Source organism: Litoribrevibacter euphylliae, assembly GCF_042646085.1.
GTDB lineage: Bacteria > Pseudomonadota > Gammaproteobacteria > Pseudomonadales > Litoribrevibacteraceae > Litoribrevibacter > Litoribrevibacter euphylliae.
The window spans coordinates 60632-86133 of the sequence record NZ_JBHRSZ010000004.1 but is presented as its reverse complement, the minus strand read 5'-3'; the positions used below and the strand labels follow the sequence as shown (position 1 = coordinate 86133).

Here is a 25502-nt window from a genome sequence, read left to right as displayed (position 1 = left end):
CATTTCACGAAAGAAAAATGACACTCTTCGAACAAACCCATCGCTTTTTCGTCAAACCCATCAACAAGCAACTTATGTTAGGATAACCACCCTAAGCACCGAGACTCATTTCAATCACCACAAAACCGACGTCACACAACACAGATCTCATCTATGCCCAAAACCAATCATTTGTTAGAAGGTAATATAGCTTCCACGCTTACCCGTCAAACACTCCCAATGACACTTGGATTGATCAGCTTGATGCTGTTTCATATCGTGGATTCATATTTTGTCGGCCAACTTGGTGTTAAAGAACTCGCAGCCTTGAGCTTTAGTTTTCCTATCACATTTACCTTCATTAGCCTTTCTATCGGGCTTGGCATTGGTGTTTCCACTTACGTTGCCCAAACCATTGGGCGCGGTTGCGATAAAAAACAAAACGTACACCAAAGCGCACTGATCTTAAATTTAGTCATTATCTCACTCGCCAGTGCAATCGGTTTTGTTTTCAGCCGACCAATTTTCTCCTTACTGGGGGCCGATAATGACATGATCGAATTGATTATGGACTATATCAGCTTCTGGTATCTGGCAGCGCCTTTCTATGCGTTTATTATGACCATGAATAGCCTGCAACGCGCAGCCGGTAAAACTAAATTTCCTGCAGCCATCATGGCAATTAGCTCGATACTGAATGTACTACTGGATCCATTATTTATCTTTGGGTTTGGCCCAATAGCAGCTTATGGACTACAAGGGGCCGCAATAGCATCTCTCATCGCTTGGGTGATCAGCTGCGGTATTGGCATGATTTATATTCAACGTCATGAACACTGGTTTACAGAAGTTCCCACTCTTAAACAGGTGCAGCAACATTCAAAACAAATTCTAAAAATCGGTATACCGGCCGCTGCTGCAAATATGCTTACTCCCATAACCAGCAGCATTCTAATCGCGATTATTTCGGGCTATGGCGAAGCCGAAGTTGCCGCATTTGGAGTTGGAACACGTATTGAATCTCTGGCCATCCTCATGATTTTAGCGCTCTCTATGACGCTTCCACCATTTATTAGCCAGAACTTCGGTGCAAAACAACTTGGTCGAGTTCAACAAGCTATTGCCCTGACCAGAAAATTTTCAGTAGTCTGGCAATTCTTAATTTATCTCACTTTAATTGCCTTCTCCGAAGGCATTGCCCAGATCTTTAGTGATTCAACAGAAGTTCATGATTTGATCCAACTGGTCATTTACATCCTGCCACTGGGACACGGCGCTATGGGAATCGTAATTCTCTCCGCATCCTCATTAAATGCATTGTCGCAGCCTAACAAGGCACTTTTGGTCAGTATTATTCGGTTATTAATAATTACCATTCCTTTTGCCGCAATCGGAGGATATCTGAATGGTTTTCAAGGTCTACTTGTAGGCATCACAATTGGGTATTTCATCACCGCAGTCATTGCGGCTGGATTAGTGAATCAGGTTTTAAAACAAGTTAAAGCTAGAACAAGTGAAGGTTGATAGGCATGACAACATTACACATTACTCTTCTCATCATTGCACTAGGTATTATTGCAGGACTCTCTTACTGGGCCTGGAACTTAACCCAGCAAGTAAAAAAGAAAGAAAAAGACATCTTGGATTCAGTTAACCAACGTCACGATAACATCATTGAAAGCATCCGAGTTATTGCTAGCGCTTATGAAGATCAACAAGTAGAGCTAATCGAAGCCTCTATTCGTCTTAAAGTTCTTTTGGACAACCTCCCTCTTTCTGCCGAAGAGAAACAACCTTTTATCGTTTTAGATGTCATTTATGAAAAGGTTGGCCATATTCCAACTCACGAAAACTGGAAAGCACTTTCGAGAAAAGAAAAGTTCCAATATGAAAAAGAAATGGCATCTATCGAGCAAGAATACAAAGACCTTTTTACCGCAACAGCCAAAGAACTAAAAACTTACGCTTTTGATATTAAGCCAAAGGTTACGTACAACTAATTGATTCGCAAATAAAAACTGAAAGCATAAAAAAAGGGGCTCAACCGAGCCCCTTTTCTTACTTTAGAATCATGCTTAATTAGACATATACCAGAGAGGTACATAAGCCACTAACAGTAACGCAGTTCCCATAGTAAGCAACGGAAGTAGAATCTTCTCATGACGTCGCCAGAAGGTATTTCCTTCATTCCGTGCTTTATCAACTTCTTCCTCACCTACGACCTGTCGAGTCAACAAGTGGTTCAAAGCAACCGGCGGACTCAAGTAACCAAGCTCAAATGCCACCAAGCACACCATCCAGAAATGCAATGGTTCGATACCACTTTCAAAAGCAATCACAGCCACTGTTGCATTCACTAGAATCACTGCACCGTATGGATCCATTATCATGCCCACAAATACCAGTAACACCACCAACGCCGTCATGGCAGCAAACTGACTGTCAAACACAGTAGGGAAAAGCTCCATCACACCAGAACGTTCCATTACCCCACCGATACTCACAGACAAGCCCATCAGCAGCAGCAGCGCACCGATATGCGCAGTCGTCTCATTAATAGAATTACGAGTCGCTTTTTCAATACCTTGATATTCAGTTTCTGTAGAGTCCGAATCAACGCCTGAAGCAAGCTCAGCTTTTGATACTCGCTTACGAGTAAGGTGCTCATATAGCAAGAAACCTAACATCATCACAGGCAAGATACGTGGTGCAGAGAACTCATTCAGAGCAGTATCAAGCACTTGATCATAGAAGATAACCACTCCCGCAACGATCAGTGCGTATGGAAGTAGCGGCATTAGAAGTTTCGTCGCAGTAGGAATCGCTTCCGAAAGAGGCGCAGGATTTGATTTTTCATTTCTATCACGAGTCAACCAAACAAATGCTAGGAACAACAACGCCGTTAATAAGAAAACACGATTACCCCAGTAGAAGAGCTCGTCAGTGGTCACATCACGATTTAGATAAGCAATGATAACTACCAACAAACATGGACGAAGCACAACCCCCATACTGCCTGACATAGCAGTAGTTGCCAGTGCTAGCTGACGACGTGCTCCTGCTCGTCTCAACTCCTGATAAATCACTGCACCCACAGCGATTACAAAAATACCAGATGCCCCGGTATAAGCCGTTGGTACCGCAGCAACAACAACAGCAACGAAGGCCAATAACTCAGTCGGCATTCTAAACGGTCGGAACACATTAAAGACTAGAGAGGCTAAACGGGTTTCTTTAAGCATCATCCCCGTCCACACATACAAGCCTAGATTCAGGAACATATCTGAGAAGTCCATCATCTTGTCTAGGTAAACACCTATTCCCGCCGTGTGGCCTTGCAAGATGAAGTAGGTCCCCGAGATCAAGCACATCTGCGTATAAAGAGGAACGGACAGCATCGCATGACCAAAGCTACCGCCCTTTTTCGCATCTTTTGGCACATTTACTAGCTGATAAAGACTACAGATCGTTAGCAAACCAAACCCGATAACCCAAGAAGCATGAATCCCTTCACGAGCAGCCTCAATACTTTCTTTACCAACGTAAGATAATGACCAAAACTCAATGGAAGAATAAAACAACATGCCGTTGGCAATAAACTGAAGCAAAGAAGACCAGCGATGATCAAACTGGGATTCCATCGGGCGCATTGCAATCTGGTGTCTTGATAGCGTAGCCGTTGCCGCGCAGATCAACACAAGAAAAGCCAGAATAAACTTTTGGGCCGCCAAGCCAAATGCAACAACATCGGCAACAAATCGCTCAACAGAACGATAAATCAAAACACCGGTTGTCATTTGGTCTTTAATTTCCTCATAAGAGGCATACTTTTCTTGACACAACGACTTAGAATTTTCTAGTGATTCCCTCATGGAATCAGTATCAAGCGGCTCATCATCGAAAAGACCAAACTCATCTTCAATCGCTTCAGCTTCATGCTGAGCCACCAAACGAGCAAGTTCAGTATCAATATTCAATGAAGGATCACAAGTTGGAGCCTGAGGGTCATTTCTGAGATCAAAATAACTGTCCCAAGTGCTCTGCCCAAGCTTTAGTAACTGAGCATGAATATCAGCACTTGTGGTATAAGCGATGACACCAAGAAGAAGAAATAATGCGGGAAGTGACGACAGCCATTCCTGCCAAGTACGATTGGCAAAACCACCAGAAGACATGAACAAACCCTCTTTCTATTAAAAAGCCCGGAATCCCGTCCGGGCCTACTACTTACAACTTATGAGATGTCGATTCCAATCATCTCTGACTAACTTACTCTAAACGTTCAGCACACTCTGGGCGTGAAGCGTCCATCTTACAGCGAACCTTAAACATTAATTTAAGGGCTTTTTCATGATAGACACCTTCATCACGAAGCTTGATACGAACATCACGAAGCATGTTGTCATAACCAGTTGTATGGTCTTTAGAAATTGGTTCTACCCAATAAGAAGGTTTAATTTCTTGTTCAGCAGTTTTAATGATACCGAACGCCTCATCAAAACGAGCCATAGAAAACTCACGAGACGCTTGGCCAAAGCCTTCCGGCATTTTGTCGGAATGGATCAAAATCTGGAAATTCATTTGGGCAATTTTGTAGTTAAATACGCCACCTTCAGTGCCTAAGCCTTTGTAAAGCTCAAGTGGTGTATAAGCCACGGCCGGTGCATAAGCAATATCCACGCTACCGTTATTAAACTTACCCGCAAAAGTAGATACTGTAGCAGGAACTACAGAGCCACCTACATGGCGAACCATGGTCAAAGCCGCTGGATCATAATCTTGGGTAGCAAACTTCTTACCTTGAAGGTCTTGCACATCTTTTACAGACTTATCACGCATGTACAAGTAAATAGCACCTGCAGGCAGAACACCTGCTACTTCATAGTTACCTTCTTTCATAAACTTCGCACCTTTTGGAGAATGCAAAGTTTGAAGAATCAAGCGCAGCTCTTCATTTGAAGTAATCGCCCCCATAGCTTCCAGGGTACCAGTAAATTTATTGAATTCACGAGCACGTGTACCGGTTAATAGAACGCTATCGCATTGCCCTGCTTTAAACTCTTCAGCTGCGATCTTCTCATCGGTGTAAGCCCGAAGCTCTAGATCCACACCTTCTTTTAAAGCAAACGTCTTGGAATCTTTCATTAAATTAAAAAGTGGACCATTAGAGCCAACAGGATCAAAGACACAAAAAGTTCTTTTCTCTGCAGCCTGTGCAGTACCCACCATTAAGCCTGCAGCGAAACCTGCAGCCAGGATTTTTTTAAGCGACATAGTGATTGCCTCGTTTCGAACTTATCTCGTTATTATTATTTGTTTGCGTTTTTTATATGGATGATTTGCTAAAAGGCTATAGCAAGTCATCTAAATCCAGAGTTTCTACCTGAACCACGTCATCCGGAAACTTACCTAGACGGCCAGCCGGTGTTCTATGGCCAGTATGCTCAGTCCACATACGATCTGAAATAGCTTGTATGTTTAGAGTTGCAATACGATCTAACATTGCAGCTTCTTTGCGAACTGGCATTGATTTAATGGAATCAGCATGGGAACGAATGACGTTTTTTACTAAATCTTTCTTATTAGCATTAGAAGCTGCAAGAGCCTCGAAAACATGAGCTAAACGCACGCCAACATTTTCGCCTTGCTTAGAAGATTGAGATAAACGAGCCCAGGCATTTTGCCCTTTCGGCATAGTACCGGGAACCATAGTCCAGACCACTGCACGCATAGCAGAAGGAACGCCCCACCAATCATCATCACTCAAACATTCTGCGGCACGGCCTACTTTAGAAGCAATATTGGTTGGAATACCCTGATCAGACAATGAAGATAACTGACTATTAAGTGATTGTAGTCCTGATAGACTGCCTACCAACCAAACTAGCTGATCTTCACGATCATCAAGATCGCCACACTCTTCACCGACTTTTACATCAAAGTACGCTTCCATATGTTTATACGCTTTGTATTGGCGTTGAGCAGCTAAAGCGAAGTAACGCTTCTGAGCTTCACGAGCATCTTCAGCTTCAGGTGCATTCCCCGTTTTTAACGCTCTTAAATAGCGAAGTTCTTCATTCCAGCCCTTCTGCTCAGCACATGAAGCTGCAGAAGCATAAAGCAACACACCCACATTGTGAGCCGGAGTTGTCACTCGACCGAAAGACATTAGAAGAGGAGACATAGCTTCACCGGAAGCACATCCCATATCGGCATCACTCATGGACATAATATAAGGAACAGCATGATCGGCGCTGTAGCCTGCCATGGTATCGCCTGTGATTTTATAGATGAGGTTACAACCTGAGCCGAGTAGAGCCATAGTTATAACAGATACAAGTTTGACCAGCTTGTTATTATTGTTTTTCACTGCTTTCACCTTTGCTAGCTTTTAAGGATTTCTCACTGTCCGGTGGAAATCTTCTTATTTGAGGTAATAGTTTTTATTGTTTTTATACTAACCAGTTACGATCAGTTACACATGCGCTTAGACGACATCTTGTCGTCATTTAGCACAAAAAGCTTCAGTTTTGAGAAAGTTATCACATATTAAACAAGATAATTAGTCTTTTTACTCTAAATCAGCTGAGAGGCTAAGAGCAATTCACAAATTCAAATCCATGTGTAACAAATTGAGTCACACTGTGAGTTCATAAAAGTAAGGGGATATTTATCCAGCCTCTTCAACGTTAATCATTCGATGTTTTCTCTGATTCATTTTCAGGCTTATCTTTTGTACGTAATAACTCCCAGAGATCAGTCCCTGGAAAATCAAATCCCGTCTGATCACCCAACTGATCAGGGTCATACCTCATACCGCAACCAGCTTTCATCGTTTTGGCCTCTTCTACGTTACCTGTTTTTATTTTCATTCGTTCTCCTCTAAGCTAGCTTTTCCGCATACTCAACCATCAACTGAAGGCTCCTTCGATCTCTAAATTCATTCACAGCCAAGCGGTAACACAATCTCACCTGCAGTAGAGATTCAAACAGCTCAGGCGCTTTAACATTAAAATATATGGCGTCCACCAACTCCCCTGCTTCGGTCAGAAGAGTCCATTTAATATGGCCGCCATTTAAGATACAAATCGAGTCAACTTTAAATACCCCCTCAAAGAGAGGTTCAGGAAATTGCTGTCCCCAAGGGTAAGACATAGCGAGGAGCTCAGCATTAGATAGTGTCATTTCCTGAGCTGATAGTGCACCATCGGTCTGTAAAATCTTTTGAAAATCAACATGCTGAAAGTGTCTTTCTAAAACATAGTTCAATGCTTGTTGAAACTTATCCACAGCACCTAATTCAATGGTCAATCCGGCAGCCATCGCATGCCCACCAAACTTTTTAATGAGACCAGGATTTTGTTTATCCACCAAGTCCAAGCAATCTCTCATGTGCAAACCCGGTATCGAACGGGCAGACCCTTTAATACCATCATTTGCTTCTGCAAAGGCAATCACCGGACGATAGAAGCGCTCTTTTATCCGTGAAGCAACAATGCCAATGACGCCTTCATGCCAATCTGCTTGATAAACCACAATGCCTTTGGGCATACCCTTTGATGCCACCAAAGAATCGACATAACGCTCGGCCTCTTCTTTCATGCCTAGTTCAATTTCTTTTCGTCCGCGATTTAAAGAATCAAGGTGAGCAGCTAACTCTAAGGCTTGATTTGGATCGTCACACAACAAACACTCAATGCCTTCGGACATATCATCCAAACGACCAGCCGCATTGATACGAGGTCCAATGGCAAAACCAATATCGGTGCTAGTAAGGTTTTTGGGTAAGCGTTTTGCCACTTGCAGTAAGGCATAAATTCCAGGAATCGCTCTGCCAGAACGAATTCGCTCCAATCCCATCGCCACCATGATTCGGTTGTTATTATCCAATGGAACCAGATCAGAGACTGTCCCCACAGCTACCAAATCCAGGAACTGAGACATATTAGGCTCCTCAATCCCTTTACTCACAAACCAGCCTGAGTCTCTCAGTACTTTCCGCAAAGCCAACATGGTGTAGAAAGCAACACCCACACCAGCCATTGCCTTGCTAGCAAATTCGCATCCAGGTTGATTCGGGTTAACAATGGCAGCAGCTTTGGGAAGTTGCTCTCCCGCCAAATGATGATCTGTAACCACCACCTGAATCCCAAGACGATTGGCTTCTGCAACACCTTCAATACTGGAGATGCCATTATCTACCGTCATAATCAAATCAGGTTGATAGTTCACCGCTTCCCGAACAATGGCAGGAGACAAGCCATAGCCAAACTCAAACCGATTTGGCACTAAATAGCTCACATTTCCATGGCCAAACGCCTTTAAACAACGCAGTGTTAAAGCGGTACTGGTTGCACCATCTGCATCAAAATCTCCCACCACCAAAATTCGTTTTTGATGCTGAACAGCATCTGCTAAAAGCCTTGATGCGCTTTCGATGCCCTTCATTGAAAGAGGAGATAACAAGCGACTTAATTTAAAGTCGAGTTGCTCGCAATTGCTTATACCCCGAGACAAAAGCAATCGTTGGAGCAACGGAGAAAAGCTATCAAGGTTATGCTGAACATCAGGAATGGTTCGCTGCTGGATTTTCATAACGACGTTGAGAGAATGTTCCAAATATTTGAGATGAAAAAGAAAAAGCCCAGCCTCTGTTTTACAACAAAGTAACCGGGCTTTTGTATACGCTAATAAGCTAAATTCTGTTTTACAGAATTACTTAAAGGTATTTTCAGCAATAAACGTTTGAACCGCTTTAAGATCAGCTGGAAGTACGTTCACACGCTCTTCACGATCCATTAGATCTGAAAGATGGTGCGGTAACGCTGGCATATCGAAGCCTGCACGCTGAACCGCCTCTTCAAATTTAACAGGATGCGCTGTACCTAGCGTAATCATAGGAATACGAGGATTACGACGACATTCACGAGCGGCTTTAACACCTACAGCAGTATGAGGATCCAACAGATAACCTGTTTCATCAAAGACTTCCTGCATTGTCTTAACAGTGGTGTCTTCATCCACAGCAAGGCTATCGAACAGCTCACGAGCTTTGCCCAATTTCGCTTCATCCAATGACACTATGTCTTCTTTCGCATTCATTTTTGCCATCAGTTCTGACAACGCCGCACCGTCACGATCATAGAGATCAAACAACAAACGTTCGAAGTTTGACGACACAGCAATGTCCATCGAAGGAGTAATAGTGTGCTGCAAAGGACGCACTTCGTATTGGTTTTGACTCATGAAACGGTGAAGTACATCGTTGCTGTTGGTTGCAATAATCAACTGTTCAACAGGCAAGCCCATTTTCTTCGCCATGTAACCTGCGAAGATATCACCAAAGTTCCCTGTTGGTACCGAGTAAGCAACCGAACGCTCTGGCGCACCTAGGTTCAGTGCTGAATAGAAGTAATAAACGATCTGAGACATGATACGAGCCCAGTTGATGCTGTTTACAGCCACCAATTTACGCTCACCACGCAAGAACGCCTGATCACCAAAGCTGGCTTTCACCATATCCTGTGCTTGGTCGAAATTACCTTCGATAGCAATGTTATGGATATTGTCGCCTACAACCGTAGTCATCTGACGACGCTGAACTTCTGAAACCTTTCCATGTGGATGAAGAATAAAGATTTCTACATTTTTACAAGTCTTAGTCCCTTCAATCGCAGCAGATCCAGTATCACCAGACGTTGCGCCCATAATCACAACTTTCTCATGACGCTTCTCTAGTACGTAATCCAACAAACGACCAAGCATCTGTAATGCGAAATCTTTAAACGCTAAGGTCGGACCATGGAATAACTCAAGCACATATTCGTTATGATCAATCTGTTGCACTGGAGCCACGGCTTTATGACCAAACCCTGCATAAACCTCATTGATCATCGTTTCAAGCGCAGCGCTATCCACGGAACCTTCTACAAACGGATAAATCACTTTATGTGCTAGTTCTGCATAGGACAGATCACGCCATGACGCAATTTCTTCTTTGCTGAACTGAGGCACTTCTTTAGGAACATATAAGCCGCCGTCTGATGCCAGACCAGTCAGCAGAACTTCTTCGAAGGTTAACTCGGGGGCATTGCCTCGAGTCGAGATATATTTCATCGCCATGATGTTGATAACCTAACTTTAAATTCTATCCAAAAACCAATTATTCAGAATGCTCTGCGCGAATACGGGTCACTGAGCCAGACACATCATCAAAGGCCTCAATTTCAGTAATCGCTTCATTCATTACTTTTTCTTTCACTTCGTGCGTTAGCAGAACCACAGTCGCATTAGAGCTCCCACCCTTGGCTTCTTTCTGCATCATAGCTTCAATGCTAATACCACGATCGCTCAAAATCTGAGTCAACTTAGCCATAACTCCCGCATGATCTTGAACCTCCATACGCAAGTAGTACGAGGTTTCAATTTCTTCGACAGGCAAAACACCGATATTGTTTATGCTTTCAGGCTGGAAGCCCAAATGTGCTGGACGAGCATTACTGTCAGCATCAAATGTTCTGGCCAAATCCACTAAATCAGCTATCACAGCAGAAGCCGTTGGCTCTGAACCAGCGCCTGGGCCGTAGTACATGGTATCACCCACGGCATCACCGTGTACGGCAACCGCATTCATCACACCATCAACTTTCGCGATCAATTGTGATTCATGAATCAATGTTGGATGAACACGCAACTCAACACCGTCTTGAGTTAGCTTAGCGATACCTAAATGCTTAATGCGATAACCCAACTCATCGGCAAACTTCACGTCTTGAGGAGTTACTTTACTGATACCTTCGGTATAGGCTTTTTCAAATTGAAGAGGCACACCAAACGCAATAGAAGCAAGAATGGTCAACTTATGAGCCGCATCAATTCCTTCCACATCGAACGTTGGATCAGCTTCCGCATAACCCAATTCCTGAGCTTCTTTCAGGACGTCACCAAAATCGCGCCCTTTCTGACTCATTTCAGTCAGAATGAAGTTACCAGTACCATTGATGATACCCGATAGATGATCGATATCATTCGCGGCAAGACCTTCACGAATAGCCTTAATGATTGGAATACCACCAGCAACTGCCGACTCATAAGCTACAGTAACACCTTTCTTTTCAGCCGCTGCAAAGATTTCGTTACCATGAACAGCAATCAAAGCTTTGTTTGCCGTAACGACGTGTTTTCCATGTTCAATGGCGGTAAGTACTAATTCTTTAGCAACGTCGTAGCCACCAATTAGCTCAACCACAACGTCAACATTAGGATTCTTTGCTACATCAAAAATATCACGGGTTACGTCAACACCAGTTAAATCACATGCTGGATTATCACGACGAGCACCTACTTGTGTTACCACAATATCACGACCAATTCGGCCTGAAATTTTCTCGGCGTTTCGCTTTAAAATATTAAAAGTACCGCTGCCTACGGTGCCTAGTCCACAAATACCAACGCTAACCGGTTTCAAAACGTACTCCGTTTTTTATTATCTAGATATAAAGAGGCAGACATTCTACATGAATCCACCCCAAAATTGGTAGTCAAACGACTACGCCATCGGCCAGCAAAGGAATACATCTGAATACTTCCAGGAAAATAAACTTCACAAACAAAAAAGGCCCCAAAGGGGCCAAAACGTACAACACTAAATAGAACAACAAAAATCAACGCTTAATCAGACATTTCGAGAAAGCGTATCAATTGTATTAAGCGGATTCTGTTTCTACTGATGCTTGAGACGACTTAACGATAGCCTCATCCACAAAATAGAGTTCTCGAATTTTCTCCGGTAACTCAACGACTTTGCGTTTAACCACATTCATCCAACCAACAACGACCTGATGCTGGGCAGCAAGCTCACCGCTTGGCTTATAGACTTTATTTACAATACAAACAGATTTCTTAGACCCAGTTGGTTCACCCGTTTCAACAGTAACGCGAACCTCTTCCCCTAAAAATACTTCACGAAAGTACTCGGTTTGCTCTTTAAACAATACCGGGCCTATGCCTTTTTCTTTGAACCATTGTGGCGTCATACCGATTTGAGTAAGGAACCCAATACGAGTATGAGCACACAAATCTGAGTACGCACTATGTCTCATGTGTTGGTTTGCATCGCAATCAGCCCAACGAATTTCAAACGCTTTTTCATACAAAGCTTCAGACATAAGGAACCCCTCTCACTAATCAGTATCTTGAATGAGTATTATCTCGCTCAATCAAACATAATTGAAATTCATTACACTAATAACCATCATGATTTATAATCATGAATAGAAGTATGCTTTGCAGGCCTGAGGACAAGACACCATGGATATCAAAGCTTTAAGACAATTCGATTTAAATTCGTTAGTGACCTTAAATGTTCTACTGGAAGAAAAACATGTCACACATGCAGCAGAAAAATTAAACCTGACGCAATCTGCGGTCAGCCGAAGCCTATCCAAGCTAAGAGAAGCACTGGATGACCCAATTTTAGTAAAATCTGGTAAACATTTAGCGCTTACCAATAAAGCGGAACGTTTACAGCCAATCCTATCCAGGATTCTTCAACAAATTCAGGATGTACTGAAACCAGAGCAGTTTGATCCTAAGACACATCAGGGCACCATACGGTTGGCGACGACAGATTACGGTACTCATACGTTATTACCGAAACTGATCCCATTGCTCGCTGAAGAAGCGCCAAATGTCCAAATCTCAGCCGTTGACTGGCCTTCCAATCTGCTGACAGAACTCGAAACCAACAAGGTAGATCTGATTATAGGAGGAACGAAAGAGCCACCTGCCGATATTTTCCAACGAGTACTCGCACATGATTACTTTCAAGGCGTGGTTCGAGAAGGGCATCCATTATCAGGAAACATAACCCTTGAAGATTACTTATCTTTGAATCACATCATGATCAGTCCATCAGGCCACGGCAACAGTGTGATCGACGAATTGTTGGAACAACGAGGGTATAAACGAAATGTCTCTGTTCGGGTTCCTCACTTTTTTGCAGCACTCGAGGTCGTTGCCAACACCGATCATATGATTCTGCTTCCTAACCACTTTATCAGACGCTATGTCGATGATGCGAAGTTCCGCGTAATAGAACCTCCGTTTGAAATACCAGAAATGAAAGTCTCCATGTTCTGGCATGCCCGAATGCACCAAGACCCATTACACAAATGGTTTCGAAGCTTTATTTATGAAAAGGTATACAGCAAAGTAAAACGTTAAGCGCTATTTCTTCTGTCTTAGCTCCAATACCTCAGACGCCTGCAATTTAATTTTCGCTTGCTCCTTCTGGTGATACATCAAATCATCGGCCTGATGAATCAACTCCTCAGGATCTAAAAAATCTTGAGGACCGGTTTGAATGACACCAATACTGTAACTCACAAACCCTGAACGCTTTTGAATCTCATCTTCGAGGCGTTTCTTATAAATTTCAATCGCATTGGCAGATCCACAATTCGGCAAAATAATACAAAACTCGTCACCACCATAACGAAAGCAGCTGTCTTCAGCCCGAGACACAATGCGAATTGTCTCTGCAAAATTCTTTAAGATTTCATCACCACTTTGATGACCTTTGGTATCGTTTACTTTCTTGAGATCATTAATGTCAATGTAAGCAAAACACACCGGTTCAGACCGACGCTGCGCAGCCCGCAAAACACTGGTTAAGGTATCCGTGAGATGGCGAACGTTTAATAATCCAGTCAAAGGATCGGTACGGGACATAACTTCAAGCTGATTGGTGCGCTCTTTAATTTTTTCTTCAAGATCTTGCGCATACTGATCCGACTTTTCTTTTTCGATCTCTATCTCAGTCACTAAGCTCCGAATATAGGTATCAAATACCAAAGTAATATCGAAATACATTAGTTTTTCCAACGCATTCAGGGTTCTTACTCTTTGCTCCTGATCCTGAATGTTATCCCTGATCACCTGATTCAAAAGGCTTTTCAACGTATAGATAGCAGATAAATACAATTTTGGTTCAACACCAATACGTTTATGAACCAAACCAATACGCAAGCGGTTATTAACGTACTCGATGTCATACAAACCACTAAACAAATCAACCACATACTTTCGCTGAGCATGAGCTAATCGTTGCAGCGTATCCGCATCGCCGATCAGAAGTGAAATCTCTGGAATTTCCGTTTGCAGTTCATAAAACCGCTTTACAATGAAATCGATATTACGATCAATTAGAGGCTTTGAGACCTTAAGAAGCATAATGTCTTCAGAAGTCAGGGAGAAAAGTAGTTTTCGTTGAGCAATCTCAAACTCACTGATCTTCATCTGCTCAATGAGTGTTTTCTCTGTCTGTTTCATCCTGCGTCTCTATTATTAATTAGTCCAATATTCCTTCAGACCTTTTATCGCTTTTAATTCAAGATAGCAGGTTTTCATCAGATACTAATTAGAGTTGACAAAAGTCAGCAGAAGCTTACAAAACTTACATCCATCTCTCAGAAAGAAAAAAGGCCTGATCATCTCAGGCCTTTTTATTAAACAACTTCATTCTTTGGTTTAGGTTTACTCGGTTCCTCCGAAGAACTTCCCAAAGGATTATTCCTTACTCCTTCAGGTTTAGCTCTAAAACCACGAATCCAGCTCGATACATTATCTCCCAAGACCAATAAGCAAGGCGTTAGTAATAACGTCAAAACTGTAGCAAAAGACAAGCCACCAGCAATTGAACTGGACAGCTGTGTCCACCATTGAGTCGAAGGGGCACCAAAAGCCACATAACGGTTAATTAAATCGATATTCATCGACATTACCATAGGAATTAATCCTAGCACCGTAGTGAATGCAGTAAGAAATACCGGTCTCAAGCGCAACATCCCCGTTTGCAGTGCCGCATCATAAGCCTCATAGCCCGCCGAACGATATTGGTTGTAGGTGTCGATCAATACAATGTTGTTGTTCACTACGATACCGGCCAAAGCAATGATACCAAGACCACACATTACAATGCCAAACGGCTGGTCAGTTACCAACAGCCCAAGCATAACACCGGCTGATGAGAGCACGATCGCACTTAACACCAACAAGCTTTGATAAAAGCTATTAAATTGGGTTACTAAGATCAGTAACATCAAAACAATCGCAATCAAAAAGGCATTACTTAGGAACATACCTGTTTCCTTCGCATCTTCGTCCTCCCCTTTGAACTGAATGCGAATGTCCACAGGGAAAGAAGCCCCCTCTAACACGTCCTGCAATTCTTTCAACTTATCGCTAACCAAGACTCCCTCAGCAACATCAGCCTGAATTGTAATAGCTCGCCGACTGTCAACACGCGTTAAGTTACCGACTTTAGGATCTGGCTCCAACGTCAAGAAATTCCCCAACGCCACCATCCCCCGATCCGTCTTAAGTCGAATCTGTTCGAATTGCTCTAGATTACGAAACTCCACTGGATAACGAACTCGGATATCTAACTCTTCATCGCTGTCATCAGGACGATAACCAGCAACTCGAATACCTGTCGTGACCAATTGAACTGCAGAGCCAGTTAAGGTTACATCGGCGCCATTCTGAGCCGCCAATTCACGATCCAAATTTAATTTCCAGTCGATACCAGGTAATGGACGATTATCTTCTAAGTCCTTAATCCCCTCCATTGAGTCCAAAGCACCAACAATTGTATTCACCGCTTCCTGAATACTCTCATTGAAATAGCCTGACACCTGCAACTGAATTGGCTTACCACCTGATGGCCCATCATTTTGCTTACGGTATTCAAGAATCACACCTGAGATATCTTGCGTACGTTGTTTCATTTCCTCCAGAATCACTGAGGCTTTCGGTCGATCTTGCCAATCAATAAATCTAAACTGCAAGGCACCGATTGCGTCTGCTGGCATTTCATTCAAGGCTTGATTAAACGAACGCGCATAGACATTCAGTAATTGAGGCATACCAACAATACGCTCTTCAACTTTTCGCAGTAATGCATCTTTTTCATAGATCGATAGATCACCACGCGCACGAATCAATATCTGTGCGGACTCGGGTTCTACATCCGGGAAGAATTCAGTACCTTTGCCAAACTTAAAATAGGAGGCATAAGCTGTAATCACCAAAACCATGATCAGCAAGAAAAAACGAGCCGGCATTTTCAACAACGCCGCCAAGAGTTGGCCATACATTTGGGTAATTAACGACGGTTTTATTTCTTGTCTTACAAAGCCTTTCGACTTATTACGAGAAATGGCAGCACCAATCACGGGTAAGAAAATCAACGCCATCAGCGTGGCAGCAATCAAACAAATGATCACAGTGGCAGGTAAGAACTTCATAAACTCACCCATCACTCCCGGCCAAGGCAGTAGAGGCAAAAATACAGCAAGTGTTGTTGCAGTAGAAGCAATCACCGGCCAAGCCATTCTTGTTGCTGCCGCCGCATAAGCCGCTTTAGGTGATTCCCCTTCTTTTAGCTTACGATCTGCCAGCTCTGCCACCACAATGGCACCATCCACCAGCATTCCCACAACGAGAATTAAGCTGAACAGAACAACAATATTCAGTGTAAAGCCAATTACATCAATGATTAACAATGCCGCTAAAAAGGACCCAGGAATCATCAAGCCCACAATCAAAGAAGAACGAAAACCCATCGCAGCAATAATAACGATCATCACCAGCACAATTGCACTGAGTACATTATTGAAGAGATCGGTAAGCATTTCTTCAATCTCTTCTGACTTATCCAAGATGTAAGAAACTTCAACTTCCGCCGGCCAAAACTCGCGCTTGGTTTGAATGATGGTGCGAATTTCATCCAATGTTCCAATAATATTGGCGCCAATACGTTTTTTAACCTCTAGAGCAAAGGCGGGTTGACCATTTACACGAGCAAACCCTTCCGGATCTTTAAAGGTTCTGCGTACTTTTGCCACATCACCAATCTTCACCACACGCCCTTCATGAACCTTCACAGGCAATTCAAGTAAGTCCATTGGCTCTTCAATGACTCCTGGCACCTTCATGACCATACGGCCATGGCCAGTATCTAACGCTCCGGCAGCCACAAGCTGATTATTTCGGCTAACAATGGTAATGACTTCTTCAAGATTCACGTTATAAGTTTCAAGAATGACGGGATCTACTTCAATCTCCAACATCTCTTCACGTTCGCCACCAATTTCAACCTCAAGTACACCACCTAAAGCTTCAATGTCATCACGTAAATCACGGGCAATCATAAGTAATTGGCGCTCAGGAACCGGCCCCGATAAGCCGATCGACATTACCGGAAACAACGCCACATTAATTTCATGCACTTCAGGCTCTTCTGCCCCATCCGGCAATTCAACCTTGGCTAGATCCACTTTTTCTCTAACATCCTGTAGTGCAGTTTTGCTATCGAAGCCAGCATCAAACTCCAAGGTCACAGACGCATGACCTTCACTGGCCATGGCTTTCATTTCTTTTACACCTTCAATGCTTTTTAATTCTGATTCCATCGGACGAACCAGCAGTCTTTCAGCATCTTCAGGTGATATTCCGTCATACACCATAGATACATAGATGAAGGGAACTGCTACGTCAGGTTCCGACTCTTTTGGCATACTGTTGAGTGCCACAATGCCACTGATCATGAGGAACAAGAAAATGATAAAAACAGAACGATTCTTCTGAAGTGCAAATTCAATCAATTTAGCCATAATTACACTTCCTGAGCGGTCTTCTCATCCGCTAATGGCTTCGTCGAAGCTTCGGACACAGACGTTGTTGGCTCATTTTTTTCTGCATCCACTGATGATATTTCGACTTGCTGACCTTCGATCACAAAGCCTTGCCCTACTGTGATAACTCGAACACGATCCGGCAAGCCTCTAATCCATAAACCAGAGGCTTCGCTTTGCAACACTTCAACAGGGTAGGATTCAACTTTGGACTCCTCATTCACCGTTTTAACCAGCAATGTCCCATCCGTACCAAGACTAATGGCTGACGGCGATAAGAAATGCGCAGTAATCTGCTCCGTTGTAATTTCTGCGCTGACACTAGAACCCAACAATTTGATGTGCTTCTCCGGTTTAATCGTAACTTCAACTTTGAACGCACGGGTTTCTGTATTGGCTTGAGGGGCTACATAGCTAATCTTTCCATGTAATTTCTTACCATTAACTAAGGTTGTTTCGACGTCCTGGCCAACAGATAAAGACGCTGCCTTTTGTTGAGGAACCCAGCCAGTCATTTTCAACGTAGTAATATCAAGAACTCTGGCAAGCTCATCGCCACTTTTCAGGTAATCACCAACTTCCACAAATCGATCATCCACAACGCCATTAAAGGGCGCCTTCACTCGGGTATGATCAATCTCTGTTTTAATCTGACTCAACGCCGCCTTCGCCGAGGCATAATTGGCCTCATCTTGCTTTAATTGGCTAGCAGATAACAGGCCCCGCTTGAATAACTTACGATTTGCTTCAAGATCACTTTCCGCCTTCAGCAGTTCAGCTTTCGCACCTTCTAAACGGGCGTGACGATCATCCATCGCTATCGAAAGTAGAACCTGGTTTTCATTAACCTTCTGCGCCTTATCGACGTCAATCGATGCAACCCGACCCTGAGTCTCCGCACGCAACACAACAGCTCGAGCAGGCAACAACTCGCCTTGTAATTTAATTTTCAGATCAACCGAGCTCGCTACTTCATCAACCACCTGAACCTTCATTAACGGTACCTGTTCCTTTTGAGCCACTTCAGAGGTTGTGCGACCAGGCCCGGTCACCACCCAAGCTAATAACCCTACTGATAAGGCTAAGGCAATCCACATTGATTTATTCATAGTTCCCCCTAAGATCCAACTTCCGCTGTTGTTGGTTGTTATATCGTTGTTTTTTCCGCTTCAGCACTTAACGCATTCATCATGAAACTTGTGATAACCTCGACAAATTCATCTTCTTTTAGTTCCGAAAAGTCAGTATAAGAATCATTCATCATCATAGAGAGTGCCCCTTCGAACGTAGCCTCTAGACCAACCATCAAATGAGTAATGGGTTGTGACTTTATGGTTCCATCGTCAATACCAGTTTGAAGCAAGGAGCCAAAAAAAGACTCAAATTCAAGATCAAGAGACTCGTACTCTGCCCTCAAGGTCGGAGAAATACGCTGTTTAAAATCAACTCGCTTACAGTACGAACTTAATTTGGCACACACCGTATTTTTACGATAAAAACGAAACGATTCCGAAATCGCATCCCTCATAAACGCAAGAGTATCTTGGTTGCGTTCGATCGACTTAAAGACCGCCATTAACTGATAATGAAAGTTCAGTGCAAGACGTGCATAGATATCTTCTTTACAGCTAAAATGCTTATAAACAGTGCCTTTTCCTATTTCAGCCTGCTCCGCAATTTGCGAAACCGTTACATCTTCCCACGTATCCTTCTTAAATAAAGAAGTGGCAGCAGTTAATATCTCTTGCTCCCTACGCTGAAATTCGCGCTCTTTTCTATTTTGAGCTGAAGTTAACTCTGTCGTCATAGACCCACATTTCAGTAGTACATTGAATAGCCGACAGCTTAACTGAACAAAAAGCCTTCGTAAATGACTACCAGTCATTTTGTGACCACTGGTCACACAAGAAGTACAGACAAAAAAAAGCCATCATCTGATGGCTTTCCAAGACCGAATAAACTTGCCTCACGGCAAGACACTCTTAGTTTACACCAAGACGCTCGGCCAATTGTTTTGCAGGCACATATCCACGAATCAACTCACCTGACTCTGTTACCAAGTTAGGGGTAGAATTAACACCTACTTGCTGCCCTAACAGGTATTGTGCTTCAACTGGATTTTCACACGTCTTTGGATCAACAGGCTTACGAGACTTTGCTTTATCCATGCTGGCCTGCTGGTCATCGGAACACCAAACAGACACATATTTGTTAAACGACCCTGAACCAATTCCCGCACGAGGGAAAGCCAGATAACTCACAGAAACACCTAAATCATTTAACTCAGGGACTTCCTGGTGAAACTTACGACAATATCCACAGTCGATATCGGTAAAGACCGTCAGTTTAGCTTTCTCTTTCCCTTTTGCAGGAAACGTAATCATTTGATCTTTATTCACAGACAACAAAGCTTTGGCACGCACTGTGTTCATTTTTTCTTCAGTGACATTGGACAAACCATCTGTACCAATACGATATAAATCACCGGCAATGAAGTGCTTTCCATCTTCCGACATATAAATAATACCGTTGCCAACCACTTCAACCGCGTACAAACCAGGCACCGGACTCTCAGATACCGACTCAATTTGAGCCTGCGGAATCACTTTCTTTAACTTGGCAGTAATATCTGGCGTTGTCTCATCGGCAGAAACATTTACAGCACCCATGAATAAACCCAAGCTTAATGCAACTCCAGAGCACAACTTGGTAACCTGATTCATTTTCATTCTATGACCTAATAATCCAATTAGTTACGATTTTGACATACCCTATCAGACTTGAGGGTACAGCGATAGTTCCGAAACTACCTTAAGAAATTACCCACGCGGGTGATGTTGTTGATGAAGTGCATTCAATCGCTGGCGAGCAACATGAGTGTAGATTTGAGTTGTGGATAAGTCACTGTGACCCAGTAACATTTGAACAACACGCAAGTCCGCCCCATGATTTAACAGATGTGTAGCAAATGCATGCCGAAGCGTATGAGGAGATAAATGTTTAGTGATCCCTGCCTCAATGGCATACCGCTTTATACGATGCCAAAACGTCTGACGTGTCATAGGACGACCCTGCTGACTCGGGAACACAATGGAATCAGATAAATCAGGCAACATCTCTCCCCGCGCTTCTTTTAAAAAGCTCTCAATCCAATCCATCGCTTCTTCACCTAACGGAACCAGTCGCTCTTTATTTCCTTTTCCGGTAACTCGAACCAACCCTTGACGAAGATTAACCTGCTCCAAACGTAAACCAACCAACTCCGACACTCGCAAGCCTGTTGCATATAAAACCTCGAGCATGGTTCGATCTCTTAAACCAAGGTTTGTCTTAATATCAGGCGCATCCAAGAGTCGATCTACTTCTTCTTCTGTTAAAGAGTCAGGAATCGGACGACCAAGCTTTGGACTTTCCAAGTTTTGTGTTGGATCTTCAGAGATTTTACTTTCTCGAATCAAATACCGATAGAAACTACGAACACACGACATCATTCTAGCCGTTGATCGCGCCTTATAACCTGCACGCATTCGACTTCCCAGATAATCCATCAGATCAATTCGATCCACTTGAAGGAGAGTTTTATCAAGTTTTTCAACGAACTCAGCAAGGCTTTTTAAATCTCTTCTATAGGCTGCCAATGAGTTATCACTCAACCCCTTTTCCAACCAGAGCGAATCTAAATAATTTGAAATAATTTGTTCGTTGTCAGCGTTCATTCAAGTAAACATCCATCTTACCGCTAAGCCTTAATCACCCATTATTTACAGCCATAAAAAATACAGGCATTAAAAAAGGCAGTCATCAAGACTGCCTTTTTTTAGTAAGTGGTTCAAGTTACCGAAACAACCTAAACCACCAACAGCATTTCGCTTAACTAGAAAGTTACACTTTCTCTTTAATACGAGCAGCCTTACCTTGAAGCTCACGCAAGTAGTAAAGCTTAGCTTGACGAACGTCACCACGACGCTTAACTGCTACGCTGTCTACTAGCGGGCTATAAGTTTGGAAAGTACGCTCAACGCCAACACCGTGAGAGATCTTACGTACAGTGAACGCAGAGTTCAAACCACGGTTACGCTTACCGATTACCACACCTTCAAATGCCTGAAGACGCTCACGGTTACCTTCTTTTACTTTTACTTGAACTACTACAGTGTCGCCTGGGCCAAACGCTGGTAGTTCTTTATTGATTTGTTCGTTTTCGATTTGTTGAATAATTGGGTTTTTGCCACTCATGACACAACTCCTACTTACTCGTGGCCGGGTTTTCCGACTCACGTACAAACTCTTCTAATAACGCCTTTTGTTCTTTATCCAGCTCTTGCTGGTCCAGTAACTCAGGCCGCCTTTGCCATGTCCTGCCAAGTGCTTGCTTCAATCGCCACTTGCGGATGGCTTCGTGATTGCCACTAAGTAATACGTCCGGTACCGTCAAACCGTTTATTTCTTCCGGTCTGGTATAGTGTGGGCAGTCCAACAACCCTGTCGCAAAAGAATCCTCTTCCGCTGACATCTCGTGACCTAAAGCGCCTGGGATCATACGGGTTACCGTATCTATCATCACCATTGCAGCCAATTCGCCGCCGCTCAACACATAATCACCGATTGACCACTCTTCATCGACTTCCGTTTTTATTACCCGTTCGTCAATGCCTTCATATCGACCCGCTACAATAATCAGCTTGTCTAATGAAGCGAGGTATTTAACACCCTCTTGATCTAACGGCCGCCCCTGAGGCGACATATAGATGACTTTCGAATCCTGCCCCATGGTTGCTTTCGCTTCATGGATCGCATCTTGTAAAGGCTGAACCTTCATCAACATGCCAGGACCACCACCATAAGGTCGATCATCTACTGTTCTGTGTCGGTCATGAGTGAAATCTCTAGGATTCCAAGTTTCGACTTTCAACAAGTCGCGCTCACATGCCCTTCTGGTCACCCCATGTTCAGTCACTGCTGAAAACATTTCAGGGAAGAGAGAGATTACCCCAATCCACTTACTTTGCATTGACTAAACCTTTTTAGTTCTTTGGTTGAAAACCACACCTAGAACTCAGGATCCCAGTCTACAGTAATCGTTTGCTCATCAAGATCGACTTTAAGTACAAACTGGTCAGGTAAATATGGCACCCAACGCTCTCTTTTATCGATGCTTCCTGAACAAGGCTTAACTACCATTACATCGTTTGATCCCGTTTCTGTTAAGTAAGCAACCTTACCCAATAAAACAGGTTCACCTTCTGTCGCCACAGTCAGAACATTTAACTTTTCTAACTGATGCCAGTAATACTCACCTTCATCTAATTCAGGCAACTCATCAGAAGCGACTTCAATAAGACTTCCTGATAACAATGCCGCCTGATCACGATCATTGTAGTTCTTCAACTTGGCAATCAAACCTTTGCCATGTCGTTGACCACTTTCAACCTCAACAACCAGTTCCTGACCGTTGTGATTGATATACCAAGGCTGATAATCAAATATCCCTTCCATCGGATCAGTGTAGGAATACACTTTAACCCAACCTTTAACACCAAAAACGCCAGTAATCTTTCCTAGCTTAATTGTCTTTTCAGTGTTTTTTGACTGCATATTATTTTGCATCGAGTAAGGATATCAGTCCGGTACCAAAATATTTCTTAGCTAATTACTTAGCTTCTTTAACAAGCTTAGCAACGCGGTCAGAAAGCTGAGCACCTTTAGACACCCAGTATTCAACACGCTCATTGTCGATGCGTAGACGCTCTTCCTGACCACGAGCGACTGGATTAAAAAACCCTACCCGCTCGATAAAGCGACCGTCACGTGCATTACGTGAGTCAGCTACTGAAATGTGATAGAAAGGGCGTTTTTTAGAACCGCTGCGTGCTAATCGAATTACTACCATAGTATCGATCCTTTATCTGCGGGAGGCTTTGATATCACCTACCATTGGTTTTAAGGCAATTCAGACTTAGCTAGGCCTGAAATACCCGGTAAAATAAGTGCGCGTATTCTACGTGAACACTCAAATAAAAGAAACCTGTTTTTTCTAGAGAACCTCTGAACAAGTCCTTGTCCCAACATGGGCTAGCCAACAGAGAAAAATATAAACTATATAAATAGTAGACATAAAAAAACCGTAACCTTCAGGTTACGGCTTTTAATAATACTCAACAACGGCCTAAAACTTAGGTGGTAAACCGCCCCCCATACCACCAGGAGGCATTCCGCCCGGTGGCATACCACCACCAGGGCCGCCGCCACCAAACATACCGCCCATACCTCGCATCAGATTTGCTACAGCCCCTTTCTTACTGAATTTTTTCATCATCTTCTGCATTTGCTTGTGCTGTTTAAGAAGACGATTAATATCCTGCAAAGAAGTACCTGAACCGGCAGCGATACGCTTTTTACGAGAGTTATTGATAACATCCGGGAAGCGACGCTCATGAGGTGTCATTGAGTTGATAATTGCTTCCATTTGAACAAACATTTTCTCATTCAAATGGTCACCGGCCATCTGAGATAAATTCCCCATACCAGGAAGCTTATCTAGTAAGCTGGTCATACCACCCATATTTTTCATTTGCTGAAGCTGATCACGAAAATCTTCCAGGTTAAAGCCTTTACCTTTCTTAATCTTCTTCGCGAACTTTTCAGCTTTCTGCTTATCGATTTTGCGTTCAGCTTCTTCAATAAGAGATAGAACATCACCCATCCCAAGAATACGAGACGCCATCCGGTCTGGGTGGAAAGGCTCTAACGCATCTGTCTTCTCACCAACACCCAAGAATTTAATTGGTTTACCTGTGATGTGGCGTACAGATAATGCAGCACCACCTCGCGCATCACCGTCAACCTTGGTTAGAATCACACCACTTAACGGTAACGCATCGTTAAATGCTTTCGCTGTATTTGCCGCATCCTGACCTGTCATCGCATCAACAACAAACAAAGTCTCTACTGGGTTGATCGCAGCATGAAGACGCTTAATTTCGCCCATCATTTCTTCATCGATATGAAGACGACCCGCGGTATCCACAATCACCACATCTGCCTGCTTACGACGCGCATCAGCAATAGCACCCTGTGCAATTTCCACAGGATCCATATCGCCTGTACTAGGGTGGAATTCTAATTCGAGGTCATTAGCTAAGGTTTCCAGCTGTTTAATTGCAGCAGGACGATAAACGTCAGCCGATGTAACAAGCACTTTTTTCTTATTACGTTCTTTTAGAAACTTACCTAGCTTACCTACAGTGGTGGTTTTACCCGCCCCCTGTAAACCAGCCATCATAATCACAGCCGGCGGTTGCGCATTAAGGTTAAGATCTTCATTCGCCTCGCCCATAAGAGCTTCAAGCTCTTCCTGAACGATTTTGACAAATTCCTGACCAGGATTCAGATGCTGGGAAACATCCAAACCAATAGCTCGCTCTTTAACTTTACCAATAAATTCTTTAACAACCAGCAAAGCAACATCAGCCTCAAGCAACGCCAAGCGAACTTCACGCAAGGTGCCCTTGATGTTGTCTTCTGTCAGTTTGGCCTGACCGGTTATGTGTTTGAGGGAGTCCGTTAAACGATCGGATAAATTTTCAAACATGAATATCTGTCTACCTTAATACGGCTAAATTCAAACGAGTATCACCGCACATAAAAATCTGTCAGTAATACTCTTGATAATAAGGGTGTATATAGCGCATCCCAAGGGCTGACAATAATAAATATCCAGAGGGATCAAAACAGCTTAAAAACACACCTTTTTTATGATTGAGGACAATTCTAACTGATTCCACCCCTGTTAAGCTATTCAGACTCTTCTATAAACCCCTTATCTGT

The 25502-nt window shown here is 43.2% G+C and carries 22 protein-coding genes; 3 read left to right on the top strand and 19 right to left on the bottom strand.

The features are described from left to right. Window positions 1–153 precede the first annotated feature (153 nt). Window positions 154–1503, top strand: a complete 1350-nt coding sequence (locus ACFOEK_RS07930) for an MATE family efflux transporter (RefSeq protein ID WP_386718823.1) — start codon at window positions 154–156, stop codon at window positions 1501–1503. 5 nt (window positions 1504–1508) lie between these two features. Beyond that, entirely contained in the window at window positions 1509–1979 is a 471-nt protein-coding gene (locus tag ACFOEK_RS07925; RefSeq protein WP_386718821.1) for a DUF2489 domain-containing protein, read from the top strand. A 75-nt stretch (window positions 1980–2054) separates the two neighbouring features. Here the strand turns inward: ACFOEK_RS07925 and ACFOEK_RS07920 are convergent, their stop codons facing one another. From ACFOEK_RS07920 to ACFOEK_RS07885, 8 genes are all read right to left on the bottom strand, one after another. Further along, complete coding sequence (locus ACFOEK_RS07920; RefSeq protein WP_386718818.1) at window positions 2055–4154, bottom strand: TRAP transporter large permease subunit; 2100 nt, start codon at window positions 4152–4154, stop codon at window positions 2055–2057. 94 nt (window positions 4155–4248) lie between these two features. After that, a complete protein-coding gene (locus ACFOEK_RS07915; RefSeq protein WP_386718815.1) occupies window positions 4249–5253 on the bottom strand; it encodes a putative solute-binding protein in 1005 nt (334 codons plus the stop codon). Between the two features lie 76 nt (window positions 5254–5329). Next, window positions 5330–6349, bottom strand: a complete 1020-nt coding sequence (locus ACFOEK_RS07910) for a hypothetical protein (protein WP_386718812.1) — start codon at window positions 6347–6349, stop codon at window positions 5330–5332. A gap of 319 nt (window positions 6350–6668) precedes the next feature. Next, the gene (locus ACFOEK_RS07905) at window positions 6669–6851 is read right to left on the bottom strand and encodes a hypothetical protein (RefSeq protein WP_386718809.1); all 183 of its coding nucleotides are present in this window, start codon (window positions 6849–6851) and stop codon (window positions 6669–6671) included. A gap of 10 nt (window positions 6852–6861) precedes the next feature. Next, on the bottom strand, window positions 6862–8574 hold the full coding sequence (recJ, locus tag ACFOEK_RS07900) for a single-stranded-DNA-specific exonuclease RecJ (protein WP_386718806.1): 1713 nt from the start codon (window positions 8572–8574) through the stop codon (window positions 6862–6864). 120 nt (window positions 8575–8694) lie between these two features. Beyond that, complete coding sequence (gene thrC / locus ACFOEK_RS07895; RefSeq protein ID WP_386721529.1) at window positions 8695–10095, bottom strand: threonine synthase; 1401 nt, start codon at window positions 10093–10095, stop codon at window positions 8695–8697. 46 nt (window positions 10096–10141) lie between these two features. Then, on the bottom strand, window positions 10142–11446 hold the full coding sequence (locus ACFOEK_RS07890; RefSeq protein WP_386718803.1) for a homoserine dehydrogenase: 1305 nt from the start codon (window positions 11444–11446) through the stop codon (window positions 10142–10144). A gap of 238 nt (window positions 11447–11684) precedes the next feature. After that, window positions 11685–12146 (bottom strand): acyl-CoA thioesterase, encoded by a 462-nt coding sequence (locus tag ACFOEK_RS07885; RefSeq protein ID WP_386718800.1) that lies wholly within the window; start codon window positions 12144–12146, stop codon window positions 11685–11687. A gap of 142 nt (window positions 12147–12288) precedes the next feature. Between ACFOEK_RS07885 and ACFOEK_RS07880 the strand changes: the two genes are divergently transcribed. Further along, window positions 12289–13203 (top strand): LysR family transcriptional regulator, encoded by a 915-nt coding sequence (locus ACFOEK_RS07880; protein ID WP_386718797.1) that lies wholly within the window; start codon window positions 12289–12291, stop codon window positions 13201–13203. 3 nt (window positions 13204–13206) lie between these two features. Here ACFOEK_RS07880 and ACFOEK_RS07875 read toward each other — a convergent pair whose 3' ends face one another. The 11 genes from ACFOEK_RS07875 to ffh form a co-directional block, all read right to left on the bottom strand. Beyond that, the gene (locus ACFOEK_RS07875; RefSeq protein ID WP_386718793.1) at window positions 13207–14310 is read right to left on the bottom strand and encodes a diguanylate cyclase domain-containing protein; all 1104 of its coding nucleotides are present in this window, start codon (window positions 14308–14310) and stop codon (window positions 13207–13209) included. 176 nt (window positions 14311–14486) lie between these two features. Continuing rightward, the gene (locus ACFOEK_RS07870) at window positions 14487–17654 is read right to left on the bottom strand and encodes an efflux RND transporter permease subunit (RefSeq protein WP_386718790.1); all 3168 of its coding nucleotides are present in this window, start codon (window positions 17652–17654) and stop codon (window positions 14487–14489) included. A 2-nt stretch (window positions 17655–17656) separates the two neighbouring features. After that, window positions 17657–18784, bottom strand: coding sequence for an efflux RND transporter periplasmic adaptor subunit (locus ACFOEK_RS07865; protein ID WP_386718787.1), 1128 nt, complete (start codon window positions 18782–18784; stop codon window positions 17657–17659). Between the two features lie 38 nt (window positions 18785–18822). Next, a complete protein-coding gene (locus ACFOEK_RS07860) occupies window positions 18823–19482 on the bottom strand; it encodes a TetR/AcrR family transcriptional regulator (protein WP_386718784.1) in 660 nt (219 codons plus the stop codon). A 175-nt stretch (window positions 19483–19657) separates the two neighbouring features. Continuing rightward, window positions 19658–20404, bottom strand: a complete 747-nt coding sequence (locus ACFOEK_RS07855; RefSeq protein WP_386718781.1) for a DsbC family protein — start codon at window positions 20402–20404, stop codon at window positions 19658–19660. Window positions 20405–20494: 90 nt separating this feature from the next. Beyond that, a complete protein-coding gene (gene xerD / locus ACFOEK_RS07850) occupies window positions 20495–21391 on the bottom strand; it encodes a site-specific tyrosine recombinase XerD (RefSeq protein ID WP_386718778.1) in 897 nt (298 codons plus the stop codon). A gap of 166 nt (window positions 21392–21557) precedes the next feature. Next, complete coding sequence (gene rplS, locus ACFOEK_RS07845; protein ID WP_386718775.1) at window positions 21558–21911, bottom strand: 50S ribosomal protein L19; 354 nt, start codon at window positions 21909–21911, stop codon at window positions 21558–21560. 10 nt (window positions 21912–21921) lie between these two features. Next, entirely contained in the window at window positions 21922–22686 is a 765-nt protein-coding gene (gene trmD / locus ACFOEK_RS07840; RefSeq protein WP_386718773.1) for a tRNA (guanosine(37)-N1)-methyltransferase TrmD, read from the bottom strand. Between the two features lie 38 nt (window positions 22687–22724). Next, window positions 22725–23270, bottom strand: coding sequence for a ribosome maturation factor RimM (gene rimM, locus ACFOEK_RS07835; RefSeq protein ID WP_386718770.1), 546 nt, complete (start codon window positions 23268–23270; stop codon window positions 22725–22727). A gap of 55 nt (window positions 23271–23325) precedes the next feature. Then, the gene (rpsP, locus tag ACFOEK_RS07830) at window positions 23326–23565 is read right to left on the bottom strand and encodes a 30S ribosomal protein S16 (protein ID WP_386718767.1); all 240 of its coding nucleotides are present in this window, start codon (window positions 23563–23565) and stop codon (window positions 23326–23328) included. A 276-nt stretch (window positions 23566–23841) separates the two neighbouring features. Beyond that, window positions 23842–25266: a signal recognition particle protein gene (gene ffh, locus ACFOEK_RS07825; protein ID WP_386718764.1), complete on the bottom strand. Its 1425-nt coding sequence runs from the start codon at window positions 25264–25266 to the stop codon at window positions 23842–23844. Between the last annotated feature and the right edge of the window lie 236 nt (window positions 25267–25502).

Coding starts and splice junctions, on each gene's coding strand:
- ACFOEK_RS07930 (WP_386718823.1), top strand. CDS start 154: ATGCCCAAAACCAATCATTTGTTAGAAGGTAATATAGCTTCCACGCTT.
- ACFOEK_RS07925 (WP_386718821.1), top strand. CDS start 1,509: ATGACAACATTACACATTACTCTTCTCATCATTGCACTAGGTATTATT.
- ACFOEK_RS07920 (WP_386718818.1), bottom strand. CDS start 4,154: ATGTCTTCTGGTGGTTTTGCCAATCGTACTTGGCAGGAATGGCTGTCG.
- ACFOEK_RS07915 (WP_386718815.1), bottom strand. CDS start 5,253: ATGTCGCTTAAAAAAATCCTGGCTGCAGGTTTCGCTGCAGGCTTAATG.
- ACFOEK_RS07905 (WP_386718809.1), bottom strand. CDS start 6,851: ATGAAAATAAAAACAGGTAACGTAGAAGAGGCCAAAACGATGAAAGCT.
- recJ (WP_386718806.1), bottom strand. CDS start 8,574: ATGAAAATCCAGCAGCGAACCATTCCTGATGTTCAGCATAACCTTGAT.
- thrC (WP_386721529.1), bottom strand. CDS start 10,095: ATGAAATATATCTCGACTCGAGGCAATGCCCCCGAGTTAACCTTCGAA.
- ACFOEK_RS07885 (WP_386718800.1), bottom strand. CDS start 12,146: ATGTCTGAAGCTTTGTATGAAAAAGCGTTTGAAATTCGTTGGGCTGAT.
- ACFOEK_RS07880 (WP_386718797.1), top strand. CDS start 12,289: ATGGATATCAAAGCTTTAAGACAATTCGATTTAAATTCGTTAGTGACC.
- ACFOEK_RS07875 (WP_386718793.1), bottom strand. CDS start 14,310: ATGAAACAGACAGAGAAAACACTCATTGAGCAGATGAAGATCAGTGAG.
- ACFOEK_RS07870 (WP_386718790.1), bottom strand. CDS start 17,654: ATGGCTAAATTGATTGAATTTGCACTTCAGAAGAATCGTTCTGTTTTT.
- ACFOEK_RS07865 (WP_386718787.1), bottom strand. CDS start 18,784: ATGAATAAATCAATGTGGATTGCCTTAGCCTTATCAGTAGGGTTATTA.
- ACFOEK_RS07860 (WP_386718784.1), bottom strand. CDS start 19,482: ATGACGACAGAGTTAACTTCAGCTCAAAATAGAAAAGAGCGCGAATTT.
- ACFOEK_RS07855 (WP_386718781.1), bottom strand. CDS start 20,404: ATGAAAATGAATCAGGTTACCAAGTTGTGCTCTGGAGTTGCATTAAGC.
- xerD (WP_386718778.1), bottom strand. CDS start 21,391: ATGAACGCTGACAACGAACAAATTATTTCAAATTATTTAGATTCGCTC.
- rplS (WP_386718775.1), bottom strand. CDS start 21,911: ATGAGTGGCAAAAACCCAATTATTCAACAAATCGAAAACGAACAAATC.
- trmD (WP_386718773.1), bottom strand. CDS start 22,686: ATGCAAAGTAAGTGGATTGGGGTAATCTCTCTCTTCCCTGAAATGTTT.
- rimM (WP_386718770.1), bottom strand. CDS start 23,270: ATGCAGTCAAAAAACACTGAAAAGACAATTAAGCTAGGAAAGATTACT.
- rpsP (WP_386718767.1), bottom strand. CDS start 23,565: ATGGTAGTAATTCGATTAGCACGCAGCGGTTCTAAAAAACGCCCTTTC.
- ffh (WP_386718764.1), bottom strand. CDS start 25,266: ATGTTTGAAAATTTATCCGATCGTTTAACGGACTCCCTCAAACACATA.